Source organism: Candidatus Njordibacter sp. Uisw_002 (assembly GCF_047730155.1).
Taxonomy (GTDB): domain Bacteria; phylum Pseudomonadota; class Gammaproteobacteria; order Pseudomonadales; family Balneatricaceae; genus Njordibacter.
On record NZ_CP159832.1, the window covers coordinates 1,547,771 to 1,569,157 of the forward strand.

A 21,387-nucleotide genomic window follows, 5' to 3' on the forward strand; every position below is an offset into this window, starting at 1 on the left:
ACTTTTTGATGCAAAAAGCAAGCAATATCATCTCACACCATAAAAAAAGGCTAGATAACTAGCCTTTTGAATTTATTGAAGTTTGTAGCATTTTTAGAAGCAACAGCTATAAACGTTCGAATATTGTCGCAATACCTTGACCCATGCCAATACACATAGTGGCCAAGCCAAATTGTACGTTTTGTTTTTCCATGCGGGTTAAACAGCTCACAGAAATGCGGGTACCCGAACAGCCTAACGGGTGTCCCAGAGCAATAGCTCCCCCATGTAAATTAACTTTGTCTTCTAATGCGTCAATGAGTTTAAGATCTTTTAGCACAGGCAGGGCCTGAGCAGCAAAGGCCTCATTAAGCTCTACAACACCTATATCTTCAATCGTTAACCCTGCACGCTTTAATGCTTTTTTAGTCGCAGGCACTGGTCCATAACCCATAATAGAAGGGTCACATCCAGCTACTGCCATCGCTTTAATGCGGGCCAAAGGTTTAAGGCCAAGAGCCAAAGCTTTAGCTCCAGACATTAATAACATAGCAGAAGCACCATCTGACAAAGCAGACGACGTGGCCGCAGTGACTGTGCCATTTTTTGGATCAAAAACAGGTCGCAAGTGGGATAAAGACTCAAGATTAGTTTCTGGCCGTATTACTTCATCTCGCTCTACTCTAATGAGCCTACCCTGGGAGTCATGCCCTTCAATAGGGATAATTTCGCGAGCAAAGTCACCGTTTTCAGCAGCTTGATGGGCAAGCCTGTGTGAACGAACTGCAAACTCATCTTGCATCTGCCGACTTATGCCGTGCATTTTACCCAATAACTCAGCTGTTAAGCCCATCATCATGGCAGCTTTTGCTACATGTTTACTACCTGCAGGGTTAATATCAACACCATGGTTCATAGCAACATGGCCCATATGCTCCACTCCTCCAACAACAAAAAAATCACCATTATCCGTGGCAATTGCTTGTGCTGCAGTGTGGATTGCGGCCATCGATGAACCACACAAACGGTTGACCGTTTGAGCAGCGACAGTGTGGGGAATAACACTTAATAAAGACGCGTTGCGAGCAACGTTAAAGCCTTGTTCTAGAGTTTGGTTTACACAGCCCCAAATCACATCTTCCACATGGGCAGGGTTAAGTTCTGGGTTGCGCGCAAATAGTCCATCGATCACGGCAGCAGATAAGTTTTCTGCTCGTACATTTCTAAACGCACCCCCTTTACAACGCCCCATTGCAGAGCGAGCACCGTCTACGACAACAATATCATTAGCTTGTAATTGCATATTTTTCTCCGAATTTAGTGGGCAGGTTGTAGCTTGTTATAAAATGTTTCACCATCGGCTGCCATTTCACGCATTTGTTTGGGCACGCTATAAAGTGGGCTTACTCCAGCCAAAGCATCGGCTTTATCACAAAAGTTCTGCAAGCCTATTGCATCCATATACTTTAATGCGCCACCCAAAAATGGAGGGAATCCAATACCGTACACAAGTGCCAAATCTGCTTCTGCAGGAGTGGCTATAATATTTTCTTCTAAGCAACGAGCAACTTCTAGACATAAAGGAATCATCAAATAATCAATAATTTGCTCATCTGTAAACTCTTGTGGATTGGCACACAAACTGGCCAACTTTTCCACCAACGAATCATCAACCTGTTTTTGAAGACGGCCCTTTTTATCTTTTTCATAAGCATAAAAGCCAAGCTTATTTTTTTGACCTAATCGCTGTTCTTTAAACATTAAATCAACACCAGCTTCACCCTGGCCAGCCATACGATCAGGGAAACCTTCTGCCATAACCGCTTGGGCATGGTGAGCTGTATCGATACCTACCACATCAAGCAAATACGCAGGCCCCATAGGCCATCCAAAACGCTCCATAATCTTATCTACACGGCTAAAATTGACCCCCTGCTCTAACAATAGACCAAAGCCACCAAAATAAGGAAATAACACTCGATTAACAAAAAAGCCTGGGCAGTCGTTGACTACAATGGGCTTTTTGCCCATAGCATTAGCATATGCCACCGTTGTGGCAATAGTTTCTTCACTACTTTGGCTGCCACGAATCACTTCAACTAATGGCATTTTATGAACTGGATTAAAAAAGTGCATTCCACAAAAACGAGTAGGATCTTTTAAACTCTTAGCTAAAAGGTCAATGGAAATGGTAGAGGTATTAGAAGTAATCACCGTGCTGGGTTTTACCTGAGCTTCTATTTCAGCTAGAACGATCCCTTTAACTTTAGGATTTTCTACAACGGCTTCTACTACTAAATCAACGTTTTTTATATCTGCGTAATTCAATGTTGGACGGATTTTATTCAACACTTGGGCCATCTGAGCGGGCTTCATTTGACCACGTTCAACGCGTTTTTCTAAAATACCTGTAGCTTCATCTAAACCTAGTGTAATAGCAGGCTCAGCGATGTCTTTCATTACAATAGGCACACCTTTAAAGGCTGATTGATAAGCAATCCCTCCGCCCATGATGCCTGCACCTAATACCGCCGCCTGTTCTACCTTAGTGGCTTTTTTGGCCAGAGCTTTAACTGTACGTTTAAGGTATTGGTCTGCAAGAAAAATGCCTACTAGATTGGCAGCTACTGACGTTTGCGCCATTTTAGCAAACCCTTTTGCTTCAATAACTAAAGCTTTGTCACGAGTCATGCCTGCATGCTTTTGCATGGTTTTAATGGCTGTAACTGGACTGGGGTAATGCGGCCCAGCTTTACCTGCTACAAATCCTTTGGACGTTTCAAAGGCCATCAACTGTTCCATGGGACCCAAAGCTAGCTTTGCAAGCTTTGTTGCCCGCTTTGCAACGTAGCTTAAATCACCTTTAATACATTGATTAAGAAGATGCTCGCCAGCCTCTAATAATTGGTCATGTGCTACAACCGCATCAACAGCACCCTCATGTAAAGCCACTGTAGATTTTTTTTCCTTTGCTCCACAAACCCACTCAATAGCATTATCTAAGCCAATAATTCGCGGCAAACGCACGGTGCCACCCCAGCCTGGAAAGATACCTAACTTCACTTCTGGCAGGCCTACTTTGGCATCGGTGGCCATAATGCGATAGTCAGTGCTTAAACACACTTCAAACCCACCTCCCAATGCCAAACCATTGATTAACGACACGGTGGGTATTGGTAGATCCTCAAGAGCACAAAAAGTCTCATTAACCTGCATATTTGCATTGATCAAGTCCTGCTCTTCACCACCAAAAAATTGCAAAAATTCAGTGATATCTGCGCCCACAATAAAACTAGACTTGGCGCTTGTCAGCATGAGGCCTTTAACACCTTCCACACCGATAATAGCATTGTTGATAGCCTCAATAGCCTCTTTCAACTCAACTAAAGTTGCCGCATTAAGCTTATTTACAGATTGATTTTTAAGGTCAAACGTAAGCTTAGCTAATTGGTGGTCGTGCATCTGGACCTGAATGGCGTTACCTGCATAAATCATGCATGGACTCCTTGGATAAAATTAGACGTATAAAAGCGTTAGTTATAAAATTCATACGCTTGTTTGAAAATAGTAATAGCACTTTAAACCAGCCAGAGTCAAAGTCAACCGTGACTCTGCAGCCACAGCAATACTGGGTATCTAGAAGCCTTCTAAAATCAACTCTTTGAGCACACCTTCCAAGTCATTTAGCTGACCTGGTGTAGATCTTTCATGCCAATAGGCATGCGCCATAATAGGCGTAACACTTAGGGCATAGACATCATCTGGCAAGCGTTCGACCAAATTAGCTAGGCACGCTAGTTGTTCTGGCTTTAACGTGCCTTCGCCACGACTCCAACACCAACCTGCAGGTAAACCTTTGGTATTGAGCCCATTGGCTTTAAATATTTCCCACGCCTGTTTTTTGATCGCCATCATTCCATCAGAACGATTGCGTGTATTGACCTTAGGTAAGCCATAGCTAGTTGCTAAATGACTTTCAGGTGCTAACTGCCCCTGCTCTCTTGGCCCCTGTAGTTTACCTACGTTCACTTTTAGGCCTTTAGTCATAGCCAACTGCCTGATTTTGGCTTGCGCCCGCTGCAGTGGTGTAGGCATAACCCAAGCAATAGAACCAACCAAAGAGAGACATACAAAAAGCACGATAAAGGTTTTTATTTCCACTACAACTCCACTACTTAATAAAAGAGAAAAGGCAATACGTCACTCAAATTCACGAAACACTCATCCTTAATGAGTAAAATGCAAACCAAGAAAATGACAAAAATTACTATGCTATACTAAAATCAAAACACTTCGGAGGATACAATATGAGCTTTTATAATACTATTTTAGTCGCCATAGACCTTAACGAAGACGCCGACAAGGTGATTCAAAAGGCACACAAAATAAGCTTGCAAAATAACGCTACGCTTACCATTATTCACGTAGCAGAGCCTTTAAGTTACGCTTATGGTGGCGACATACCCATGGACTTGTCTGACGTGCAAAATCAGCTGCATGAAAATGCAAAGCTACAGATGCATGAACTAATTCAACAACACAACTTAGGTGAAGCAACTCAGTTACTCGTATCAGGTCACATTCAGACAGAAGTTCACAAAGTCGCTAATGAACTCAGCACAGACCTAGTCATTGTAGGCAGCCATGGCCGCCACGGTCTCGCCCTATTGCTGGGCTCGACCTCTAGCAGCATTCTTCACGGTGCCACCTGTGATGTGTTAGCGGTTAGAGTTTAACCACTAACCCTCTTGCATGGCTTCAACTTCTAACCATCTGTCCATACAGGTTTCAAGCTGAGCTTCTTGGGTTTCTAAGTGAGCCAGACGAGCATTCACATGATCTTGTCCTTTGCTGTAGAAATCAGCATGACCAATTTCAATTTGCAACGCCTCAAGCTGCGCTTCAAGCTCCTCAATTTGGCCAGGCAATAAATCTAATTCCCGCTGTATTTTATAGCTCAACTTGACCGCTGGCTTAGTTTTTTCTTTAGCTTTTAGTGGTGTTGCTGCCATACCTGTGGGTTTGCTGTTTCCCTGAACTGTGGGCGCTTGCAACCTGCCACCACGCCTCACCCAATCGCTATATCCACCGACAGAATCAGTAATATGGCCCTGCCCATCAAACACTAAGCACGAGGTGACTACGCGATCTAAGAAAGCACGATCGTGGCTTACCAACAAGACTGTACCTGGGTAGTTGGCAAGCATTTCTTCCAACAATTCCAAGGTTTCAATATCCAAATCATTAGTAGGCTCATCCAATACCAGCATATTTGACGGTTTACTAAACAAACGTGCCAGCAATAGTCGGTTACGTTCGCCACCTGACAAGCTACTCACAGGGCTACGAACACGCTTGGGGGAAAACAAAAAGTCGCCCAAATAGCTCATTACATGACGATCTTTACCATTGATACTAATACTCTCACGGCCTTCAGCAAGGTTATCCATTACCGTTTTGGTAAGGTCTAGCTGGTCACGCAATTGGTCAAAATAAGCCACTTCTAACTTGGTGCCACGCTTAATTACACCCGAATTAGGCTCTAACTGACCCAAAATAAGCTTAAGTAAGGTAGATTTACCCACACCATTAGCACCCACTAAACCGATACGATCTAGCTTAAGCAAACTTAAGTCAAAATCTTTTATCAGCGTTTGCTCACCATAACCATGACTCACGTTATCTAATTCGCAAACTAATTGGCCAGATTTAGCAGCTTGAGCATGCTGCAATTTAACATTGCCTTGACGCTCTCTTCGATCTCCACGCTCTTTGCGAAGAGATTCAAGTGCTCGTACACGCCCTTCGTTACGGGTGCGACGGGCTTTAATACCTTGTCTGATCCAGACTTCTTCTTGTGCTAATTTTTTGTCAAACAATGCATTATGACGATCTTCTTCCATCAATTGTTGTTCGCGATACGCTAAAAATCGCTCATAGCCACCTGGAAAGTAGTTTAAGTGGCCACGATCAAGCTCTACAATTTTATTAGCCAATACTTGTAAAAAGCTACGATCGTGAGTGATGAATATGATGGCACCTGTAAACTCCAACAACTGTTTCTCAAGCCACTCAATAGCTAAAATATCTAAGTGGTTAGTGGGCTCATCTAATAACAACAAGGTGGGCTCGCTTACCAGTGCCCTAGCTAAAGCTACACGCCTTCTCCAGCCACCTGATAACTGACTAAGCACTTGCGTACCATCAAGGCTGAGGCGAGTTAGAATACGCTCGACCTTAGTTTCCATTTGCCAACCATCCAGCTCATCAATTCGATGACTAGCGATTTCCAACTGTTTCATGGCTTTATCATCAAGTTCACCCATGGCAATTTCGTCGTAGCGTTTACGAATGTCGTAAACCTCGCCCATACCCATAGCCACTAACTCGGTTACACTTAAGTCTTCACGATCAGGTAAGTCTTGTTGAAGATAACCAATTTTACATGCTGGGCTGCGCCAAACATTGCCACTGTCTGGTAGTTGCTCGCCTACCAGTAATTTAATGAGGCTAGATTTACCTGCCCCGTTACGACCGATCAGACAAACTCGATCACCCGCATCAATTTGTAAATTGACATCGTCAAGTATTGCCACATCGCCGTAAGCAAGATGGACTTGTTGTAAACGTAATAAATTCATTAAAGGACCTAAAGGTAGGGCAAAATTTATCCACTACAATAGTATGGATAACGTATCAACTAAACTTCACTAATTATAACGTTTCTTATAGGCACTCAGATACTTAAAGCTTACAAAACCAGCAAAAGGATGATTATTAACGTTGCAACGGGTTAAATAATTGATCAATAATGGCCTTTAGTTGTTTAGTCTGCACAAGTGATAGCAAATATATTTTTTAACCCCTTATTATTTTGCCCACAAAATACAAGAAGTCGCTATTAATGACGTTAAAACAAACCCAAATTACTGACATAGGTCTCAATTTAACTAACGAGCGATTTGATAAAGACCGCAAACAAAGTTTACAAAGAGGACTTGAAGTGGGGGTGCATCGCCATATCATTACTGGCACCACATTGGCTACAAGCCAGAGTGCTCTCGAGCTCGCTTTAGATGATGCCTTGCCTTGTGAGCGCTATGCAACAGCTGGCTTTCACCCACATAATGCAAGTGAAAATAATCCCGCATCATGGCAACAATTATCTGGGTTGTGGCAACATCCCAAAGTGGTCGCAATCGGAGAAACGGGATTAGATTTCAATCGCAATTTTTCCACCCCCAAACAACAACTTGATAGCTTTGAACTGCATTTACAAGCTGCAGTAGCACTGCAGCTGCCCTTATTTTTACACGAGCGTGATGCACAAGATGAGTTTTTAGAGCTAGTTAGTCATTACCGCTGTGGTTTTAATAAAGCAGTAGTGCATTGCTTTACCGGCACCCAAGCCTTCTTGGTAAAGCTGATAGAGCTTGATCTGCACATTGGCATAACTGGATGGATTTGCGATGAACGCCGTGGAGAGCACCTGCATAGCGCCGTTAAACTAATACCTAACGATAGGCTCATGCTTGAAACCGATTCGCCATACCTTTTACCTAAAGATATGCGCCCCAAACCAAAATCTAGTCGCAATGAGCCTGCTTACTTGCCGTATATACTTCAACGCGTGGCACATTATCGAGTTCAAGACCCTCAAGAGCTTGCACAACAAACAGAAGCTACCGTGAATGACTTTTTTGAAATTGGGCAGGATTAAAACTGGCTCACTGACAATGAATCAAAGGGCCAACACAACACCTGATTACTCTGGCAGCATCGCAGCACAGGGATCTTAATGCCATAAAGCTGCATTAATTCGTCACTTTCAGCTATATCTACTACGATCACATCTACCTGCGTAAAGTCCAAACATTGGGCTAATAGCGCCTGCGCATCGTCACACAGATGACAGCCAGATGTGCCTAATAATTCGAGTTGACGTTTACTATTAGCCATGGATTTAGCTACACACTGGCAGGATTGTTCGCACTGACCACTACACACGGCTGATCTCCAACATTGCGGAAACGGTGAGGCTGTGAACTGCTAAAATAATAACCATCGCCTGCATGCAATACTTCTACTTGTTCAGACACGGTCACTTCTAAGCAGCCACTAATAATAATACCTGCCTCTTCACCTTCATGGAGCAACATATCTGATCCAGTATCAGCACCTGGTGGATAAGTTTCATGTAATAAAGACAAACTACGTGGGTCGTGGTTATATCCTATTAAATGCATAGCCACGTTGCCTGAACCCATATCCGGCAACTCACTACTTTTGTAAAAAACTTGCTGCTGAGCTGGCATATCTTCCACAAAAAACGCTTGTAACGACATAGGCACGCCATCCAGCACTTTTTTTAAGGAGCTTACCGATGGGCTCACTCGATTTTGCTCAATGAGTGAAATAGTACTGTTGGTCACGCCGGCAAGCTTTGCCAATTCACGTTGTGACAGGCCACGCTTTTTACGGACCACTTTAAGGCGTGCACCTACATCAAGACTCATCGGGTGAATCCTGTTCATCAGCGCGTTCGATCATCGCTTCAGGCAATGCCTTTTTGGGCTGAATACCACCCAACTTGACAATGCTTTGGGCCCTATTGATCAAGTTGCCCCGACCAGAAGATAAGCGTTTATGGGCCGTATCATAGGCATCTTGAGCTCTCAAAAGGTGACTACCCATACTATCCATAGAAGTCACAAAATCGACCAATTTCTTATGCATCTCTTCGGCTTGGCGAGAGATTTCTTTGGCATTTTGGCTTTGGTGCTCATAGCGCCAAATATTGTGGATGGTACGCAATACCATTAACAAAGTAGCAGGGCTTACCAGCATGATGTTACTTTTCATAGCACTTACAAATAATTCTGAATCTGCCTGCAGAGCCAACATATAAGCAGACTCTATGGGAATAAATAATAGCACATAATCTAAGCTTGAAACCCCTTGCGCACTTTCATACGACTTACCACTTAGACCTTTAATATGAGCCCTTACTGACGCTAAATGTTCAGCCAAAGCGATACTATGCTCAGCCTCATCTTGTGCATTTTGATAACGCTCGTAAGCGACCAGTGTGACTTTTGAATCCACTACCACATCTTTATTTTCTGGCATGTGTATGACAACATCTGGCTGTAAGCGTTTGCCATCAGTTTGAGTTAGGTTCACTTGAGTTTGGTATTCATGCCCTTTGCGCAGACCAGACTGTTCAAGCACTTGTTCTAACACCATTTCGCCCCAATTACCTTGGGTTTTATTGTCACCTTTTAGGGCCTTGGTGAGGTTAATAGCATCACTACTGAGCTTATTATTAAGCTCTAACAGGCTATTTATTTGCTGAGTTAAACCCGCTCTATCACGTGCGTCTTTGTCATAAACATCATCCACTTTTTTACGAAAATCACCCAGCTGCTGTTTTAATGGATTAAGTAAATGGCCTAATTGGTCCTGATTTTGGCTAGATAACTGGCTGGCTTGTTGCTTCAAGGAAGACTCTGCAAACTGTTTAAGGTAGCCATCAAAAGCTTCTTTAGTTTGGGTTTGCTGCTGTAATTGTATTTGATGCGCATCATGCTGGGCATCAAGCTTGGCTTGCAAGCTTGCATTAGTCACTTTAGCTTGGCTTAGCTGTGATTGTAATTGGGTGTCTTGTTGCTTGGCGTCTTGTAATTGGTTTTCCAGAGTTTGTGACTGCTCATAAGCTTGCTGATGTTTAACTTCAAGCTGTGCTGTGGAAAGCTGCAGATCAATTAACTTTTGCGCTGCCGCTGCCTTTAAGTCGTTATTTAAAGTGCTGCTTAACTCATTAGCTACATTAACATCAGTTGCGCGACGTCTAGCAAAAAAAACCGCTGCCAACGTCATTAAACCTGCAATGATCCACGCTATATAATCCAGCATAATAGTTAAGCCATCCAACCTTGAATCATAGGAATAAGCCCCACTAAAGCCAAGCCAGTATAAACAACACTACCTACTTTTGGCTTTAATATTCGACGCAATAAAATATGGTACACAGCAGGAAAACTCACTATTAAAAAGCTCACTGGTATCCACCACATAAGATTTTGGCCACCATAAACTAAACTTGCAATAAGCACTATGGCAGCGATATTTCCAGCGGCTAAGTAAACACCAGACACAGTGCTATTGGTGTGCGTATCTGCTGCGCCATCTGTCTCTAAGGTTTTTTGGTTTTGGGTGAGTACATCATGACTAACTTGGCGTGCGCTAAGCGCTGCACCCATAGCAAAAGCACCCGCAAAGGTGAAAATATAAATAGGTTCCATGTGCGTCTTTCCAGAGGGTCGGTAACGGTGTGTATCATGGTAACAAAATTAATGCAGCGCTTCACCCAACGCAGGACGTTTTGATCGCAGCAAGTCAAATTGTTTACGTAACTCAATAAGGGGTTTGAGTCCGTGGTCTAAAGGATCTTCTGGTAAATCTAGCCAGTTGACGCTATGTATGCGCGTCATAAGATCGTATTCGCCAACTATGGCATCTAAAAACATAAGCGCTGCATCGGTTTGAGGGGCATCTTCAAGAATAGGCAGCTCTTCTAGATATAAATCTAAATGCAATTCTTCACCAATATTACGCAAACCAAAAAATAATTCGTCCAGTTCTAGCACAGCATCGCCAATTTCTATGGCTTCTGGAATATGCTCTACTCTGGGATTAAAGGCCATCACTTTGATCTGGCTCAGCTGAGGAGCCGCAGCAACCAGAAACAGCACAGTATCAATACTTTGGTTGTACCCATCACAACCAAATACAAGCTCAATCCCTGTCCCTGCTTCATCACGGGCACAAAAAACCGTCAGATGAGGGTCTATATAGGATAACTGATCTTGCACTTCTTCTAGCAATTCTTGCGCTAAAACAGATTCTTCATTCACTAAGCTAAGAAGTTGATCTGCATTATCACTTACAAGTTGCCAAAAATTTTGTATGGGAGAATCGTTCATAACACGCCTTCAATACTAAAAAAGCACCACTAGTTGGCATCCATACCAGCGTGGCATCTTTTACATCCTGTATATAACGTAAAAGGGGAGTGCCTAAACACTCCCCTTTTTTAAAGCACTAATTAAAGCGCTGATTCAAATACAGATTTTGCAGCTTATTGCTTGCCCATCTGTGCTTTGATCAAGTCACCAATAGTCGTAGGACCGTCGGTAGATACTTCCATTTCGCGAACGTCACGGATAGCTTGCTTCTCATCTGCTACATCCTTGGCCTTAACGGACAAGTTAATAGCACGATTGCGACGATCAACAGCAATGATCTTAGCTTCAACACTGTCACCAACCTTAAGTTCGTTACGTGCATCTTCAATACGATCAATACTAATTTCTGAAGCTTTAAGTACAGCGTCAATGCCTTCAGCAAGCTCAATAACAGCTTCCTTAGCATCAACAGACTTAACCACACCATTAACAATAGTGCCACGATCATTAGCTGCAACGTACTCACTGAATGGGTCACTTTGCTGTTGCTTGATACCAAGAGAGATACGCTCTTTCTCAGAATCTACAGACAAGATAACCGCACTCACTTCGTCGCCTTTCTTATAGTCACGCAGAGCGGCTTCGCCTTCTACTTCCCAAGAAATGTCAGACATGTGCACTAGGCCATCTAAGTCGCCTTCTAGGCCAACAAAGATACCAAAATCAGTGATGGTCTTGATGTTACCAACAACCTTATCACCGGCTGCATACTTCTCAGCGAACTCAGCCCATGGATTGCCCACACATTGCTTGATGCCTAGAGAAATACGACGACGCTCTTGGTCTACGTCCAAGATCATCACTTCCATTGCGTCGCCAACGTTGACAACTTTAGATGGGTGAATGTTCTTGTTAGTCCAAGACATTTCAGAAACGTGTACCAAACCTTCAACGCCATCTTCAATAGAAGCAAAGCAACCGTAGTCAGTTAGGTTAGTTACTGTAGCCTGCACACGATGACCATTAGGGTAACGTGCCTTGATAGACGCCCATGGATCTTCTTGTAGCTGCTTAAGGCCCAAAGATAAACGACCGCTGTCCTTATCAAACTTGATAACGCGAACAGTGATTTCATCACCTGGGTTTAGCATGTCACTTGGGTGCGCAATACGCTTCCAAGCCATGTCTGTAATATGTAGCAAGCCGTCAACACCACCTAGGTCTACGAAAGCACCATAGTTGGTTAGGTTTTTAACATAACCCTTAACGTCCATGCCTTCTTCAATGCTAGCCAACAATTCGTCACGCTGTGCGCTGTTCGCTTCTTGCATTACCGCACGACGTGAAACAACCACGTTGTTGCGCTTTTGATCCAGCTTAATCAGCTTGAATTCAAGTTCCTGGCCTTCCAAGTGGTCTACGTCACGCACTGGGCGTACATCTACCAATGAACCAGGTAAGAATCCTTGAATGTTATTGATGGCAACAGTAAAGCCACCCTTAACCTTGCCGTTGATAACGCCAGTAATGGTCGCTTCATCGTCAAAGGCAGTTTGCAATACATCCCACGCTTCGGCACGCTTGGCCTTTTCACGTGAAAGTTTAGTCTCACCAATGCCGTCATCGACACTTTCTAGAGACACCTTAATTTGGTCGCCAATTTTCACTTCTATTTCACGAGAGTCGTTGTAAAACTCTTCAATAGGAATAATAGCTTCAGACTTAAGGCCTGCGTGTACTGTTACCCAGTCGCCGTCAATGTCCAACACGGTGCCCATAACAACAGCACCAGGACGCATTTCAACAGCAATAATGGATTCTTCAAATAATTCTGCAAAGCTTTCGCTCATGTTTATATACCAGACGTTGTGCAAATCAAAAGTGATTGCAAAACAACGCTCGTTTAGCCTGAAGGTCAGCTACAACAGGGAAGTTTAATGGACGCGGTGTGTCAGGAACTGACGCCTAAAATGACACTAACGAATTTTGCGCGCGCGGTATTGTACACTGCACCTTCACTTACATCAATGCCCATGGACTATGCGAAGGAAATTAGCCTTTTGTGAGGATCACAGGCTTGCCAGTCATTAACATATGAACTATAACTAATAATATAAGCTCTCAAGAACACTAAAAGAGGCCAATAAAATGGAACCAAAGGTACAGATCATGGCGCAGCTTCTGCTATTTTTCTTGCTGGCGGCTTAATTAAATCGTCAAAAGTGATTACTGACTGGCCAGGGTTTAATAAAAACGACCTTTTTGAGCAACGTGATTTACGCCAAACAATAGATGCTAGGGATGTCTATGGCGATGTTATACATCACACTTTTGATATATCGAAAGCAAAAATCAAACAAACAGTGTTTCCAGGCACTGAACAAAAATTAAATCTAGACATCTGGGGATAAGATTTTCCAGAGCACAAGACAAAAAGGATTCATGATATGAAAAAAGGATTAGCTTTAGCTTTTATAGCCTTGTTTTTTGCGGAGTTTTCTATGGCCATTGAAGAGCCCAAATACACTGTCATCGAAACTGATGACATGTTTGAATTACGTAGCTATCAGCCTCTTATTGTGGCAGAAGTGCTGGTATCAGGTGACATGGACAGTGCTAGCAATGCAGGATTTAAATTAATTGCAGGCTATATTTTTGGAGGCAATGTATCAAAAGATGCATTAAAGGCAGGCGGTAACGATAAAATCAGTATGACAGCGCCTGTAAGCATACAAGCCCAATCTGAAAAAATAGCCATGACGGTTCCTGTAAGCATGCAGCAAGAAAACGGCCAATGGCTTGTGCATTTTGTAATGCCAAGCCAATATACCTTGGAGACACTACCCACACCTAAAGATCCACGGGTACTGCTTAGGCAAATACCTGCACAAAACTATGCAGCAATTACCTTTTCAGGCTTTACTGGGCCTATTAAAGTTGCGCAAAAAACAGCTAAATTGATGGAGTGGCTTAAAGCTAAAGGCATTGAACCTATTAGCGAGCCAGAAATGGCCCGCTATAATGCACCTTGGTCATTACCCTTTATGCGTCGCAATGAGGTGATGGTAAGGTATTAAGCCAAGATTTTATTAGGTGCTTTGGGTGCAAGACACCCAAGCATCAGTTGCATTAGATGCAATAGCCGCTTCCACAAAACGCATACCTTCCACACCATCAGCAATGGTTGGATAAGCCAAAAGGTCTTGGGGTAACTCCCTGCCTTCCCTGCGAGCCTGTATCGCCACAGCTAACTCTAAGTATAGATTAGCCCAAGCATCTGTTAAGGCTTCTGGATGCCCGCGAGGCATGCGTAATAAGCGTTGTGTATCTGCAATCATGCCTGCGTCATGACCCCGGGAGATAATCTGTTCAGGAGCTCCGATAACACGTAAGTGCAAAACTTCTGGTTGTTCCTGAAGCCACTCCAAGCTTGCCTTAGAGCCACATATTCGCAATCGCAAACCACATTGACTGCCAGCCATAGTCTGACTCACCATCAAGGTACCTGGCACTCCACCTTCAAAGCGCAGTTGCATGAACGCAGTGTCTTCCAAAGCTTTGGGTTTGCCCGTAACATGAAAATCTGCTCGTACAGCCTCAACATTTAAACCTGATACAAACCTCGCCAAATGTTCAGCGTGAGTCCCTATATCACCCACAGTAAAAGATGGGCCGTTTTGCGCTACGTCCAAGCGCCAAGGTGCATCATCACCTTGATCGGTCAAGTCCATAGCCCAGTCTTGAAAGTACTCCACATGGATTTGACGGATATCGCCTAAATCCCCACGGCGCACCATAGCTTGGGCCTGTCTAACCATGACATGGGCAGAATAGGCATAAGTGACACCAAATACCACGCCAGCCCTAGCTTGTGCGTTGGCTAGACTTTGGGCTTCTTTAAGGGTGGTTGTTAGAGGCTTATCCGAAATAATATCAATACCAACATCCATAAAGGCTTTGGCTATAGGTGCGTGCAAATGATTTGGGGTCACAATGCTTACCGCTTCAATGCCATCCGCACGAGCCGCTTCTTTTTGGGCCATATCTCGATAATCACTATAGATACGGTCATCATCTAGCATCCACGCTTGACCTGAGGCTTTAGCGCGTTGTGGATTAGATGACAAGGCTCCTGCGACAATATCCCAACGATTAGAAAGGCGTGCACCATTGGCGTGCACCTCACCGATTAAAGCCCCCTGCCCGCCTCCAACAAAGCCTAGGCGCAAGCGCCTTGATGCTGGCGGAAAATCTTGTATGATTTTGTGCATATTGAATTCCTACAAAGCCCTAAAGCCTTTAATTAAGTGATTAAAGGCCATCCATTATGCAGTTATTAGTCTGCACCAGGGAGCCCTTTACTACCTATGCGTTTAATAAAACTAATCACTCCAGGTAGCAGCAAAATAGTGATAGTGGCACACATAATAGACAAGGTTAGAGGTCGATTCCACAGAAAGTCAAAACTTCCGTCACTCACCACTAAAGCTCTGCTCAAATTCTTTTCCAACATACCACCCAAAATAAAGCCAAGCAACATAGGTGCCATGGGGAAGTCGAGCATTTTTAAGCCTACTGCCATTAATGTAATAAACACCATCATTTGAATATCAAAGGTGTTAAAACTCACTAAATACACGCCAATAATAGAAAAGAATATGATTAAAGGGTTCAGTATTTGTGGTGGTATAGCCAACAATCTGGATATATAGGGAATTAAAGGCAAGTTTAAGATTAAGAGCACTAAATTACCAAAATACATGGAAATAATAACTGACCAAAATATATCTGGATGATCCAGGTATAGTCGAGGGCCAGGCTGAATACCATAAGCGATTAAAGCTCCCAGCATAATGGCGGTGGTACCAGAGCCTGGAATGCCTAAAGTAAGCAAGGGCACAAAAGAGCCAGTAGATGCTGCATTATTGGCAGACTCTGGCGCAGCCAAACCTCTTAATGCGCCTTTACCAAACATTTTTCGAAGCCTTAATGGCGCTAGATTACGCTCAAGCCCATAGGCTAAAAATGACGCTATAGTTGCACCCGCGCCAGGCAAGACGCCCACAATAAAGCCAAATACCGATGATCTAGCTACGGTAGGTGCCACTTCTTTCACTTCAGACATAGACAATTTCATGCTGCTCAAAGCCACAGGTTGCATCGTTTCACTGTTGGCATACATCTTCCCGCGCATGATGGTCATCATCACTTCAGCCAAGGCAAAAGTGGCCATAGCTAGCAATAAAAAGCTCACTCCATCCACTAGATCCATTTGCCCAAACGTATAGCGTGGAGCACCTGTAATAACATCATTACCTACGGTTGCGATCATCAAACCAAACACGGTCATCAACATCGATTTAATCACCTGGCCTTTACCTGAAAAGGCCGCCACAGACGTAAGACCTAATAGCATCAGTGCAAAGTAATCTGAAGATTGAAAACTTAAAGACACGCTGGCCAATGCTGGCGCTGCAAATATCAATATAATCGCACCTACAGTACCGCCACAAAAAGAAGCATAAGCTGCCAGGGCTAAAGCCTTACCGGCCTGATTTTTTTGAGCTAAAGGATAACCGTCAAAGGTGGTCACCAAGGTGCTTGCACATCCTGGCGCATTAATAAGAATAGAAGAGGTGGACCCGCCAAATACAGCACCATAGTACACTCCAGCCATTAAAATGATGCCAGAGGATGGGTCTAAGGTATAAGTGATTGGTATCATTAAAGCCACGGCAGAAATGGGGCCAAGGCCTGGCAACATACCAATAAAGGTTCCTGAAAAACAACCCAAGACTACCATCAATAAGTTAAACGGCATGAGCGCTGTAGATAACCCTGTAAATACACCTTCAAACATGTGTTTCTCCTACCAAAATAATAATCGCGCTGGAGCAATATAAACATCCAACACTTGGGTTAATAATAGCCAAAACACCAACGCAAAGGGCACCGATGCAAATACCAACATCTTGGGCCTACGTTCGCCTAACATCCAATAACTTGAGGCTAAAAAGATACTTGTAGTAATAGGGAAACCCAGCCAAGGCAGGGCGACAGAGAAGAGAAAAGTGAACGCCATTAACCCAAACATGAGTAAAACGTTTGATTTGAACAATGGTTCGCTTGCAGAAGATGCCACTGGTTTTAAAACAATCAATAGCACGGAAAAAACAACACCTAAACCAGACAACCAATATGGCAAGGTTTGGGCATGAAAGACTTCAAACTTATCCCCTGGGAGAAGAGGAATATCGGCAGCATAATATCCGTAAGTCACTGATAATAATAAAAATAATAATCCGCCGAAACGATCTTTTGTAAGGTTCATGAGTAAAACCATGGTTAACGAAAAAAGGTTTGGAAAAGCGCACCAGGGCGCTAGTCCAAACACAGGTGTAATCGACTAATACACAAGGTCAATAACTTATAGGAAGCCTAGCTCACGCATTAGGTCACCGATTACTTGCTCTTGCTGCTCTAGAAAAGTTACAAACTCTGCACGAGGCTTAAACGTTTCAGTCCAACCGTTGCGGGCTCGCACTACTTCCCATTCTGGAGTATCGTACATTTGCCCTAGTGTTTGAGCATATTCGTTGGCTTGTGCATCAGACAAACCTGGTGCACCAAAGAACCCGCGCCAGTTAACAAATGTAGCATCATATCCTTGCTCTTGTAATGTCTGCACACTTGGCGCGGCATCAGAACGTTCGCTACCTGTCATTACCAAGATACGCACTTCACCAGCTGCAGCTAAAGCTAATGCTTCACTGAAACCTGTTGAAAGTAGCCCAGCTTCTCCAGATAGAAGACTAGCCATGGCTTTGCCACCGCCATCAAAGGCTAAATACTTAACTTTATTTGGGTTAGCGCCGGCTGCCTTAAAGGCCATAGCGGCTACTAGGTGATCCATACTTCCACGAGCTGAACCACCTGCAATAGTTACAGAACGAGGATCTGCTTTATAGGCTGCTACAACATCACTAAAATTTTGATAGTTGGAATCAGCCTTTACAACAAAAGCGCCAAAGTCACCAATGGTGGCAGCAATTGGAGTGACGTCTCTAAATGACTGTGGGAAAACCTTAGACAATGAACGTATCACGATGGGGGTGGAGTTCACCATCAATGTGCCATTAGCTTGATCAGAAGTTTCGATCAAATGTGCAATAGCTTTACCGCCACCTCCGCCGGACATATTTTCATATGAAGCGTTTTCTATCAAACCAGATTTGGTGAGCGCTTCACCAGTACCACGAGCTGTGCCATCCCAGCCACCACCTGCCCCACCTGGTATTAAGAAGTGGATCGAATCTATTTCTGCCTGAGCTCCACTGGCGCTAAGAAGGCCTGTCATCAAAGCGGCTGTGAGCAACAGACGTTTGTTAGTTTTAAATTTCTGTAACATAATTATTCCTTAAGTTATTTTTTTTGCTCACGCACAATAACCAAGATGTTAACTAACGCAAAGTTTATGGGTGTAAACACTTTAAAGTGTTTAAAATTTATTTTGGTCATAATGTTCACAAGCAATACACCCACAATTTAAGTAATATGTGGCCATGAAGATAACAATAAAAAACCTTAAACTCCCCTTTAGACGACTTAAGCTAAAAAGCCGCATGATGCTAATTTTAGGTCTTATGGCCTTATTGCAAACAAGTATGCTTGGTTTATTTGCTGTGCAATATCTTAGCCAATCTCTGGATGATGAAATTGGTCTTAAAGCCTTACACGTGGCCAAAACTATCGCTGCAATGCCAGAGATCGAGACAGCAGTTGCCAATAGTAATTCAACCTATTTACAGCCGCTAAGCATGACGCTTGCAAAACAAACCAATGCCCGTTTTGTGGTCATTGGTAACAGCAAGGGCCTGCGCCTGTCTCACCCTAATATCGACAAATTAGGCGCATCTATGATGGACGATGACAACGACAACATTAGCCCTACTCTAAAACATGGCCAAGCGATTATTTCTAAAGCAAAAGGTAGTTTAGGTTGGTCTATGCGAGCTCGCGCACCGGTATTTGGGGCCAATGGTAAAGATATTACAGGCTTAGTGTCTGTAGGCTACTTGTTGGACAATATAGATGCTGTCATCAATAACTACCGAGCTACCTTGTTGTGGGTCATTTTAGCGGGCTTTATATTTAGCTTAATAACAGCGCTATGGTTTGCTAACCACTTTAAAAAAGCCATTTTTGGACTAGAACCAGAACAAATAGGCCAACTCTATCAAGAACGCAATGCCACATTAGAATCTGTGCGAGAGGGAATCATTACCACTAACGCCGATGGTGAAATAACGACCATCAATAAAGCTGCAGTAAGCTTTCTTGATCTTGATACTAGGCAACAATGGCTAGGAGCAAACGTCAGTACCATTATGCCAAACAGCCCTATGCTGGATAACCAAATTAGCAGTGCTGCTGTATTCGAGCAAGAAGTGTGGTTTAACAAAAAGCCCTTTATCGTTAACCGACTACCGCTATTAAACCAAACACAGGTGATTGGCTTGGTTGCTAGCTTTAGACCTAAAGACGAGTTGGATTTGGTGAGTCAGCAGCTAAATCACATGCAGCAATATGCTGATAGCCTGCGCAGCCAAACCCATGAATATACTAATAAACTGCATACTATTGCAGGCTTAATTCAAATTGGCGCATCTGATAAAGCCTTATCGCTTATTGGTCAAGAAAACCAAGCACACCAAGTGTTGATCAAACTATTAATGGACACAGTGACCGACCCTGTTTTAGCGGGTTGTTTGTTAGGCAAATTTAATCGCGCTAAAGAGCTAGGTTTGGAGCTATATATAGACCCAGAAAGCCACATGAACGACATCTTCGAACATATTCCCAGAGACCAACTAGTGAGCATGGTAGGAAACATTATTGATAACGCTATGGAAGCATGTTTAATGAAAAATGCCCACGGAAAAAAGGTGTCTATATCAATGACAGATTATGGAACCGACCTGATCTTTGAAGTAGAAGATCAGGGGCCTGGCATTGAATCTAACCTACACTCATTAATTTTTACAAAAGGTTACAGCACCAAAAAAGGTGAAGATCATGGCATTGGGTTGCATTTAGTGCAAAAACTGGCAGAGCGTCTTGGCGGTTATGTGGCTATGGAACATGCACCTTTAGGTGGTAGCCTTGTGACCATTAGCTTACCTAAGCAGGCACCTAGCTTATGAAACATGAAAAGCTAATCCGCGTGGTTATTGCTGAAGACAATCCACAAAATGCCCTGATTCAACAAACCTACTTACAACGTATTGCAGGCTTTGAACTAGTAGGCATTGCTCACAGCCTCATAGATGCGCAAGATCTGGTAAACATCTTCAAACCTGACCTACTGTTGCTTGATGTATACTTTCCTTCTGGCAATGGTATGGAGTTTTTACGCAACTTACGCGCTAATGATTGTGCCACAGACGTTATACTCATTACTGCAGCTAAAGAAGTTGACGTGCTCAAGGCTGCCCTTCACGGCGGTGTGTTTGATTACATTCTTAAGCCATTGGTGTTTGAACGACTACAAATAAGCTTAGCCAATTACATAGATCACTATGAGCGACTTAAAGCCGTTGATGATATGGCCCAAACCGATTTAGATCAGCTTATACGCGTAGCAAAAACATCCAACCCAAAGATCACGCGCCTACCCAAGGGCATTGACGAGCTTACTCTTAATAACCTGTTACATGTGATTTGTGAACAAACACAAGCGGTAAGTGCAGAACAAATAGGTAACAAGATCGGTGCTAGCAGGACCACAGCCAGACGCTATCTAGAATATTTAGTAGGCTTACAAAAAATAAGTGTAGAAATCCATTACGGTAGCGTTGGGCGCCCAGAAAGGTTGTACAAATCAGTTTAACCCTTTAGGTTGATGCGCGTTAATAGTGACAAAAACTAAACCTTTTTTGTTACGACTAAGAATAAACTACTAAGGCGCAGTTTATATGATCGCTTTGATTTTAAAGGGCTTTAGGAGTATGGTATATGTTCATTCATAACCTTTACGAGACTTATGCCTTACAGCGAATCGAATACTAGTGACCTAATTTTAAGTACAAGAATCATAAACTCACGCGAAGCTAGTGGTTACACGCAAGCACAATTAGCCCTTCGTGTAGGCGTCAAAAAAAGCACTATTGTCAAATGGGAAACCAGCCGCACAAGCCCCAGGGCCAATAGGCTCATAGAACTAGCAGGCATCTTAAATGTGCCAGTTTTATGGCTCATAGCCGGCGCAGACTCCCCTGATCAAGTCACCACTCCCGATCTGAGTGAAACCATCAAATTAGAACAAAAACTAGATAAAGCTGACATACTTGTCAATGAATTGTCTGCTTTAGTTTCTGATTTACGAGGGCACACTCGCAGGGTACAAAGAGATATAGACGAAAGTTTATAAGCTTACAGCTCT

At 43.3% G+C, this 21,387-nt stretch carries 21 protein-coding genes and 1 pseudogene; 8 read left to right on the plus strand and 14 right to left on the minus strand.

Annotation, left to right across the window (positions count from 1 at the left end):
• Nucleotides 1-106 precede the first annotated feature (106 nt).
• The 3 genes from fadA to ABXT42_RS07400 all read right to left on the minus strand — a co-directional run bounded on the left by fadA (nt 107) and on the right by ABXT42_RS07400 (nt 4,140).
• The gene (gene fadA, locus ABXT42_RS07390; protein WP_443627508.1) at nt 107-1,282 is read right to left on the minus strand and encodes an acetyl-CoA C-acyltransferase FadA; all 1,176 of its coding nucleotides are present in this window, start codon (nt 1,280-1,282) and stop codon (nt 107-109) included.
• A 14-nt stretch (nt 1,283-1,296) separates the two neighbouring features.
• The gene (fadB, locus tag ABXT42_RS07395) at nt 1,297-3,474 is read right to left on the minus strand and encodes a fatty acid oxidation complex subunit alpha FadB (RefSeq protein WP_443627509.1); all 2,178 of its coding nucleotides are present in this window, start codon (nt 3,472-3,474) and stop codon (nt 1,297-1,299) included.
• 141 nt (nt 3,475-3,615) lie between these two features.
• Complete coding sequence (locus ABXT42_RS07400) at nt 3,616-4,140, minus strand: hypothetical protein (protein WP_443627510.1); 525 nt, start codon at nt 4,138-4,140, stop codon at nt 3,616-3,618.
• Nucleotides 4,141-4,286: 146 nt separating this feature from the next.
• Here ABXT42_RS07400 and ABXT42_RS07405 point away from each other — a divergent pair, with 146 nt between their 5' ends.
• Entirely contained in the window at nt 4,287-4,715 is a 429-nt protein-coding gene (locus tag ABXT42_RS07405) for a universal stress protein (RefSeq protein ID WP_443627511.1), read from the plus strand.
• 3 nt (nt 4,716-4,718) lie between these two features.
• Here ABXT42_RS07405 and ABXT42_RS07410 read toward each other — a convergent pair whose 3' ends face one another.
• A complete protein-coding gene (locus tag ABXT42_RS07410) occupies nt 4,719-6,620 on the minus strand; it encodes an ATP-binding cassette domain-containing protein (protein ID WP_443627512.1) in 1,902 nt (633 codons plus the stop codon).
• A 263-nt stretch (nt 6,621-6,883) separates the two neighbouring features.
• Here ABXT42_RS07410 and ABXT42_RS07415 point away from each other — a divergent pair, with 263 nt between their 5' ends.
• Nucleotides 6,884-7,699 carry a TatD family hydrolase gene (locus ABXT42_RS07415; RefSeq protein WP_443627513.1) on the plus strand — a complete coding sequence of 272 codons (816 nt, stop codon included), beginning with the start codon at nt 6,884-6,886 and terminating at the stop codon, nt 7,697-7,699.
• Here ABXT42_RS07415 and ABXT42_RS07420 read toward each other — a convergent pair.
• The 6 genes from ABXT42_RS07420 to rpsA all read right to left on the minus strand — a co-directional run bounded on the left by ABXT42_RS07420 (nt 7,696) and on the right by rpsA (nt 12,796).
• On the minus strand, nt 7,696-7,938 hold the full coding sequence (locus ABXT42_RS07420) for a glutaredoxin family protein (RefSeq protein WP_443627514.1): 243 nt from the start codon (nt 7,936-7,938) through the stop codon (nt 7,696-7,698). The genes ABXT42_RS07415 and ABXT42_RS07420 overlap by 4 nt on opposite strands.
• A gap of 8 nt (nt 7,939-7,946) precedes the next feature.
• Nucleotides 7,947-8,495, minus strand: a complete 549-nt coding sequence (locus ABXT42_RS07425; RefSeq protein WP_443627515.1) for a cupin domain-containing protein — start codon at nt 8,493-8,495, stop codon at nt 7,947-7,949.
• Nucleotides 8,485-9,894, minus strand: coding sequence for a DNA recombination protein RmuC (gene rmuC / locus ABXT42_RS07430; RefSeq protein WP_443627516.1), 1,410 nt, complete (start codon nt 9,892-9,894; stop codon nt 8,485-8,487). The genes ABXT42_RS07425 and rmuC overlap by 11 nt, the downstream gene beginning before the upstream one ends.
• 5 nt (nt 9,895-9,899) lie before the next feature.
• A complete protein-coding gene (locus ABXT42_RS07435; protein ID WP_443627517.1) occupies nt 9,900-10,283 on the minus strand; it encodes a hypothetical protein in 384 nt (127 codons plus the stop codon).
• 48 nt (nt 10,284-10,331) lie between these two features.
• Nucleotides 10,332-10,964 carry a hypothetical protein gene (locus ABXT42_RS07440; protein ID WP_443627518.1) on the minus strand — a complete coding sequence of 211 codons (633 nt, stop codon included), beginning with the start codon at nt 10,962-10,964 and terminating at the stop codon, nt 10,332-10,334.
• Between the two features lie 155 nt (nt 10,965-11,119).
• A complete protein-coding gene (gene rpsA, locus ABXT42_RS07445; protein ID WP_443627519.1) occupies nt 11,120-12,796 on the minus strand; it encodes a 30S ribosomal protein S1 in 1,677 nt (558 codons plus the stop codon).
• A gap of 357 nt (nt 12,797-13,153) precedes the next feature.
• On the opposite strand from rpsA, the gene ABXT42_RS07450 reads away from it, so the two are divergent.
• Together ABXT42_RS07450 and ABXT42_RS07455 are read left to right on the plus strand one after the other, a co-directional pair.
• The gene (locus ABXT42_RS07450) at nt 13,154-13,357 is read left to right on the plus strand and encodes a hypothetical protein (RefSeq protein WP_443629461.1); all 204 of its coding nucleotides are present in this window, start codon (nt 13,154-13,156) and stop codon (nt 13,355-13,357) included.
• Nucleotides 13,358-13,393: 36 nt separating this feature from the next.
• A complete protein-coding gene (locus ABXT42_RS07455) occupies nt 13,394-14,023 on the plus strand; it encodes an SOUL family heme-binding protein (protein ID WP_443627520.1) in 630 nt (209 codons plus the stop codon).
• 12 nt (nt 14,024-14,035) lie between these two features.
• On the opposite strand, the gene ABXT42_RS07460 is transcribed toward ABXT42_RS07455, so the two are convergent.
• The 4 genes from ABXT42_RS07460 to ABXT42_RS07475 all read right to left on the minus strand — a co-directional run bounded on the left by ABXT42_RS07460 (nt 14,036) and on the right by ABXT42_RS07475 (nt 18,354).
• Nucleotides 14,036-15,217, minus strand: coding sequence for a Gfo/Idh/MocA family protein (locus ABXT42_RS07460; RefSeq protein ID WP_443627521.1), 1,182 nt, complete (start codon nt 15,215-15,217; stop codon nt 14,036-14,038).
• A gap of 65 nt (nt 15,218-15,282) precedes the next feature.
• Nucleotides 15,283-16,806: a tripartite tricarboxylate transporter permease gene (locus ABXT42_RS07465; RefSeq protein WP_443627522.1), complete on the minus strand. Its 1,524-nt coding sequence runs from the start codon at nt 16,804-16,806 to the stop codon at nt 15,283-15,285.
• Nucleotides 16,807-16,815: 9 nt separating this feature from the next.
• Nucleotides 16,816-17,277: a tripartite tricarboxylate transporter TctB family protein gene (locus ABXT42_RS07470; protein WP_443627523.1), complete on the minus strand. Its 462-nt coding sequence runs from the start codon at nt 17,275-17,277 to the stop codon at nt 16,816-16,818.
• 96 nt (nt 17,278-17,373) lie between these two features.
• Nucleotides 17,374-18,354, minus strand: a complete 981-nt coding sequence (locus ABXT42_RS07475) for a tripartite tricarboxylate transporter substrate binding protein (RefSeq protein ID WP_443627524.1) — start codon at nt 18,352-18,354, stop codon at nt 17,374-17,376.
• Nucleotides 18,355-18,508: 154 nt separating this feature from the next.
• On the opposite strand from ABXT42_RS07475, the gene ABXT42_RS07480 reads away from it, so the two are divergent.
• The 4 genes and pseudogenes from ABXT42_RS07480 to ABXT42_RS07495 all read left to right on the plus strand — a co-directional run bounded on the left by ABXT42_RS07480 (nt 18,509) and on the right by ABXT42_RS07495 (nt 21,375).
• Nucleotides 18,509-20,149: an ATP-binding protein gene (locus ABXT42_RS07480; protein ID WP_443627525.1), complete on the plus strand. Its 1,641-nt coding sequence runs from the start codon at nt 18,509-18,511 to the stop codon at nt 20,147-20,149.
• A complete protein-coding gene (locus ABXT42_RS07485; RefSeq protein WP_443627526.1) occupies nt 20,146-20,835 on the plus strand; it encodes a response regulator in 690 nt (229 codons plus the stop codon). Before ABXT42_RS07480 ends, ABXT42_RS07485 begins: the two co-directional genes overlap by 4 nt.
• Before the next feature lie 153 nt (nt 20,836-20,988).
• Nucleotides 20,989-21,159: pseudogene (locus ABXT42_RS07490) on the plus strand (helix-turn-helix domain-containing protein); the annotation flags it as partial.
• 24 nt (nt 21,160-21,183) lie between these two features.
• Nucleotides 21,184-21,375 (plus strand): hypothetical protein, encoded by a 192-nt coding sequence (locus ABXT42_RS07495; protein WP_443629484.1) that lies wholly within the window; start codon nt 21,184-21,186, stop codon nt 21,373-21,375.
• The last annotated feature ends 12 nt before the right edge of the window (nt 21,376-21,387 follow it).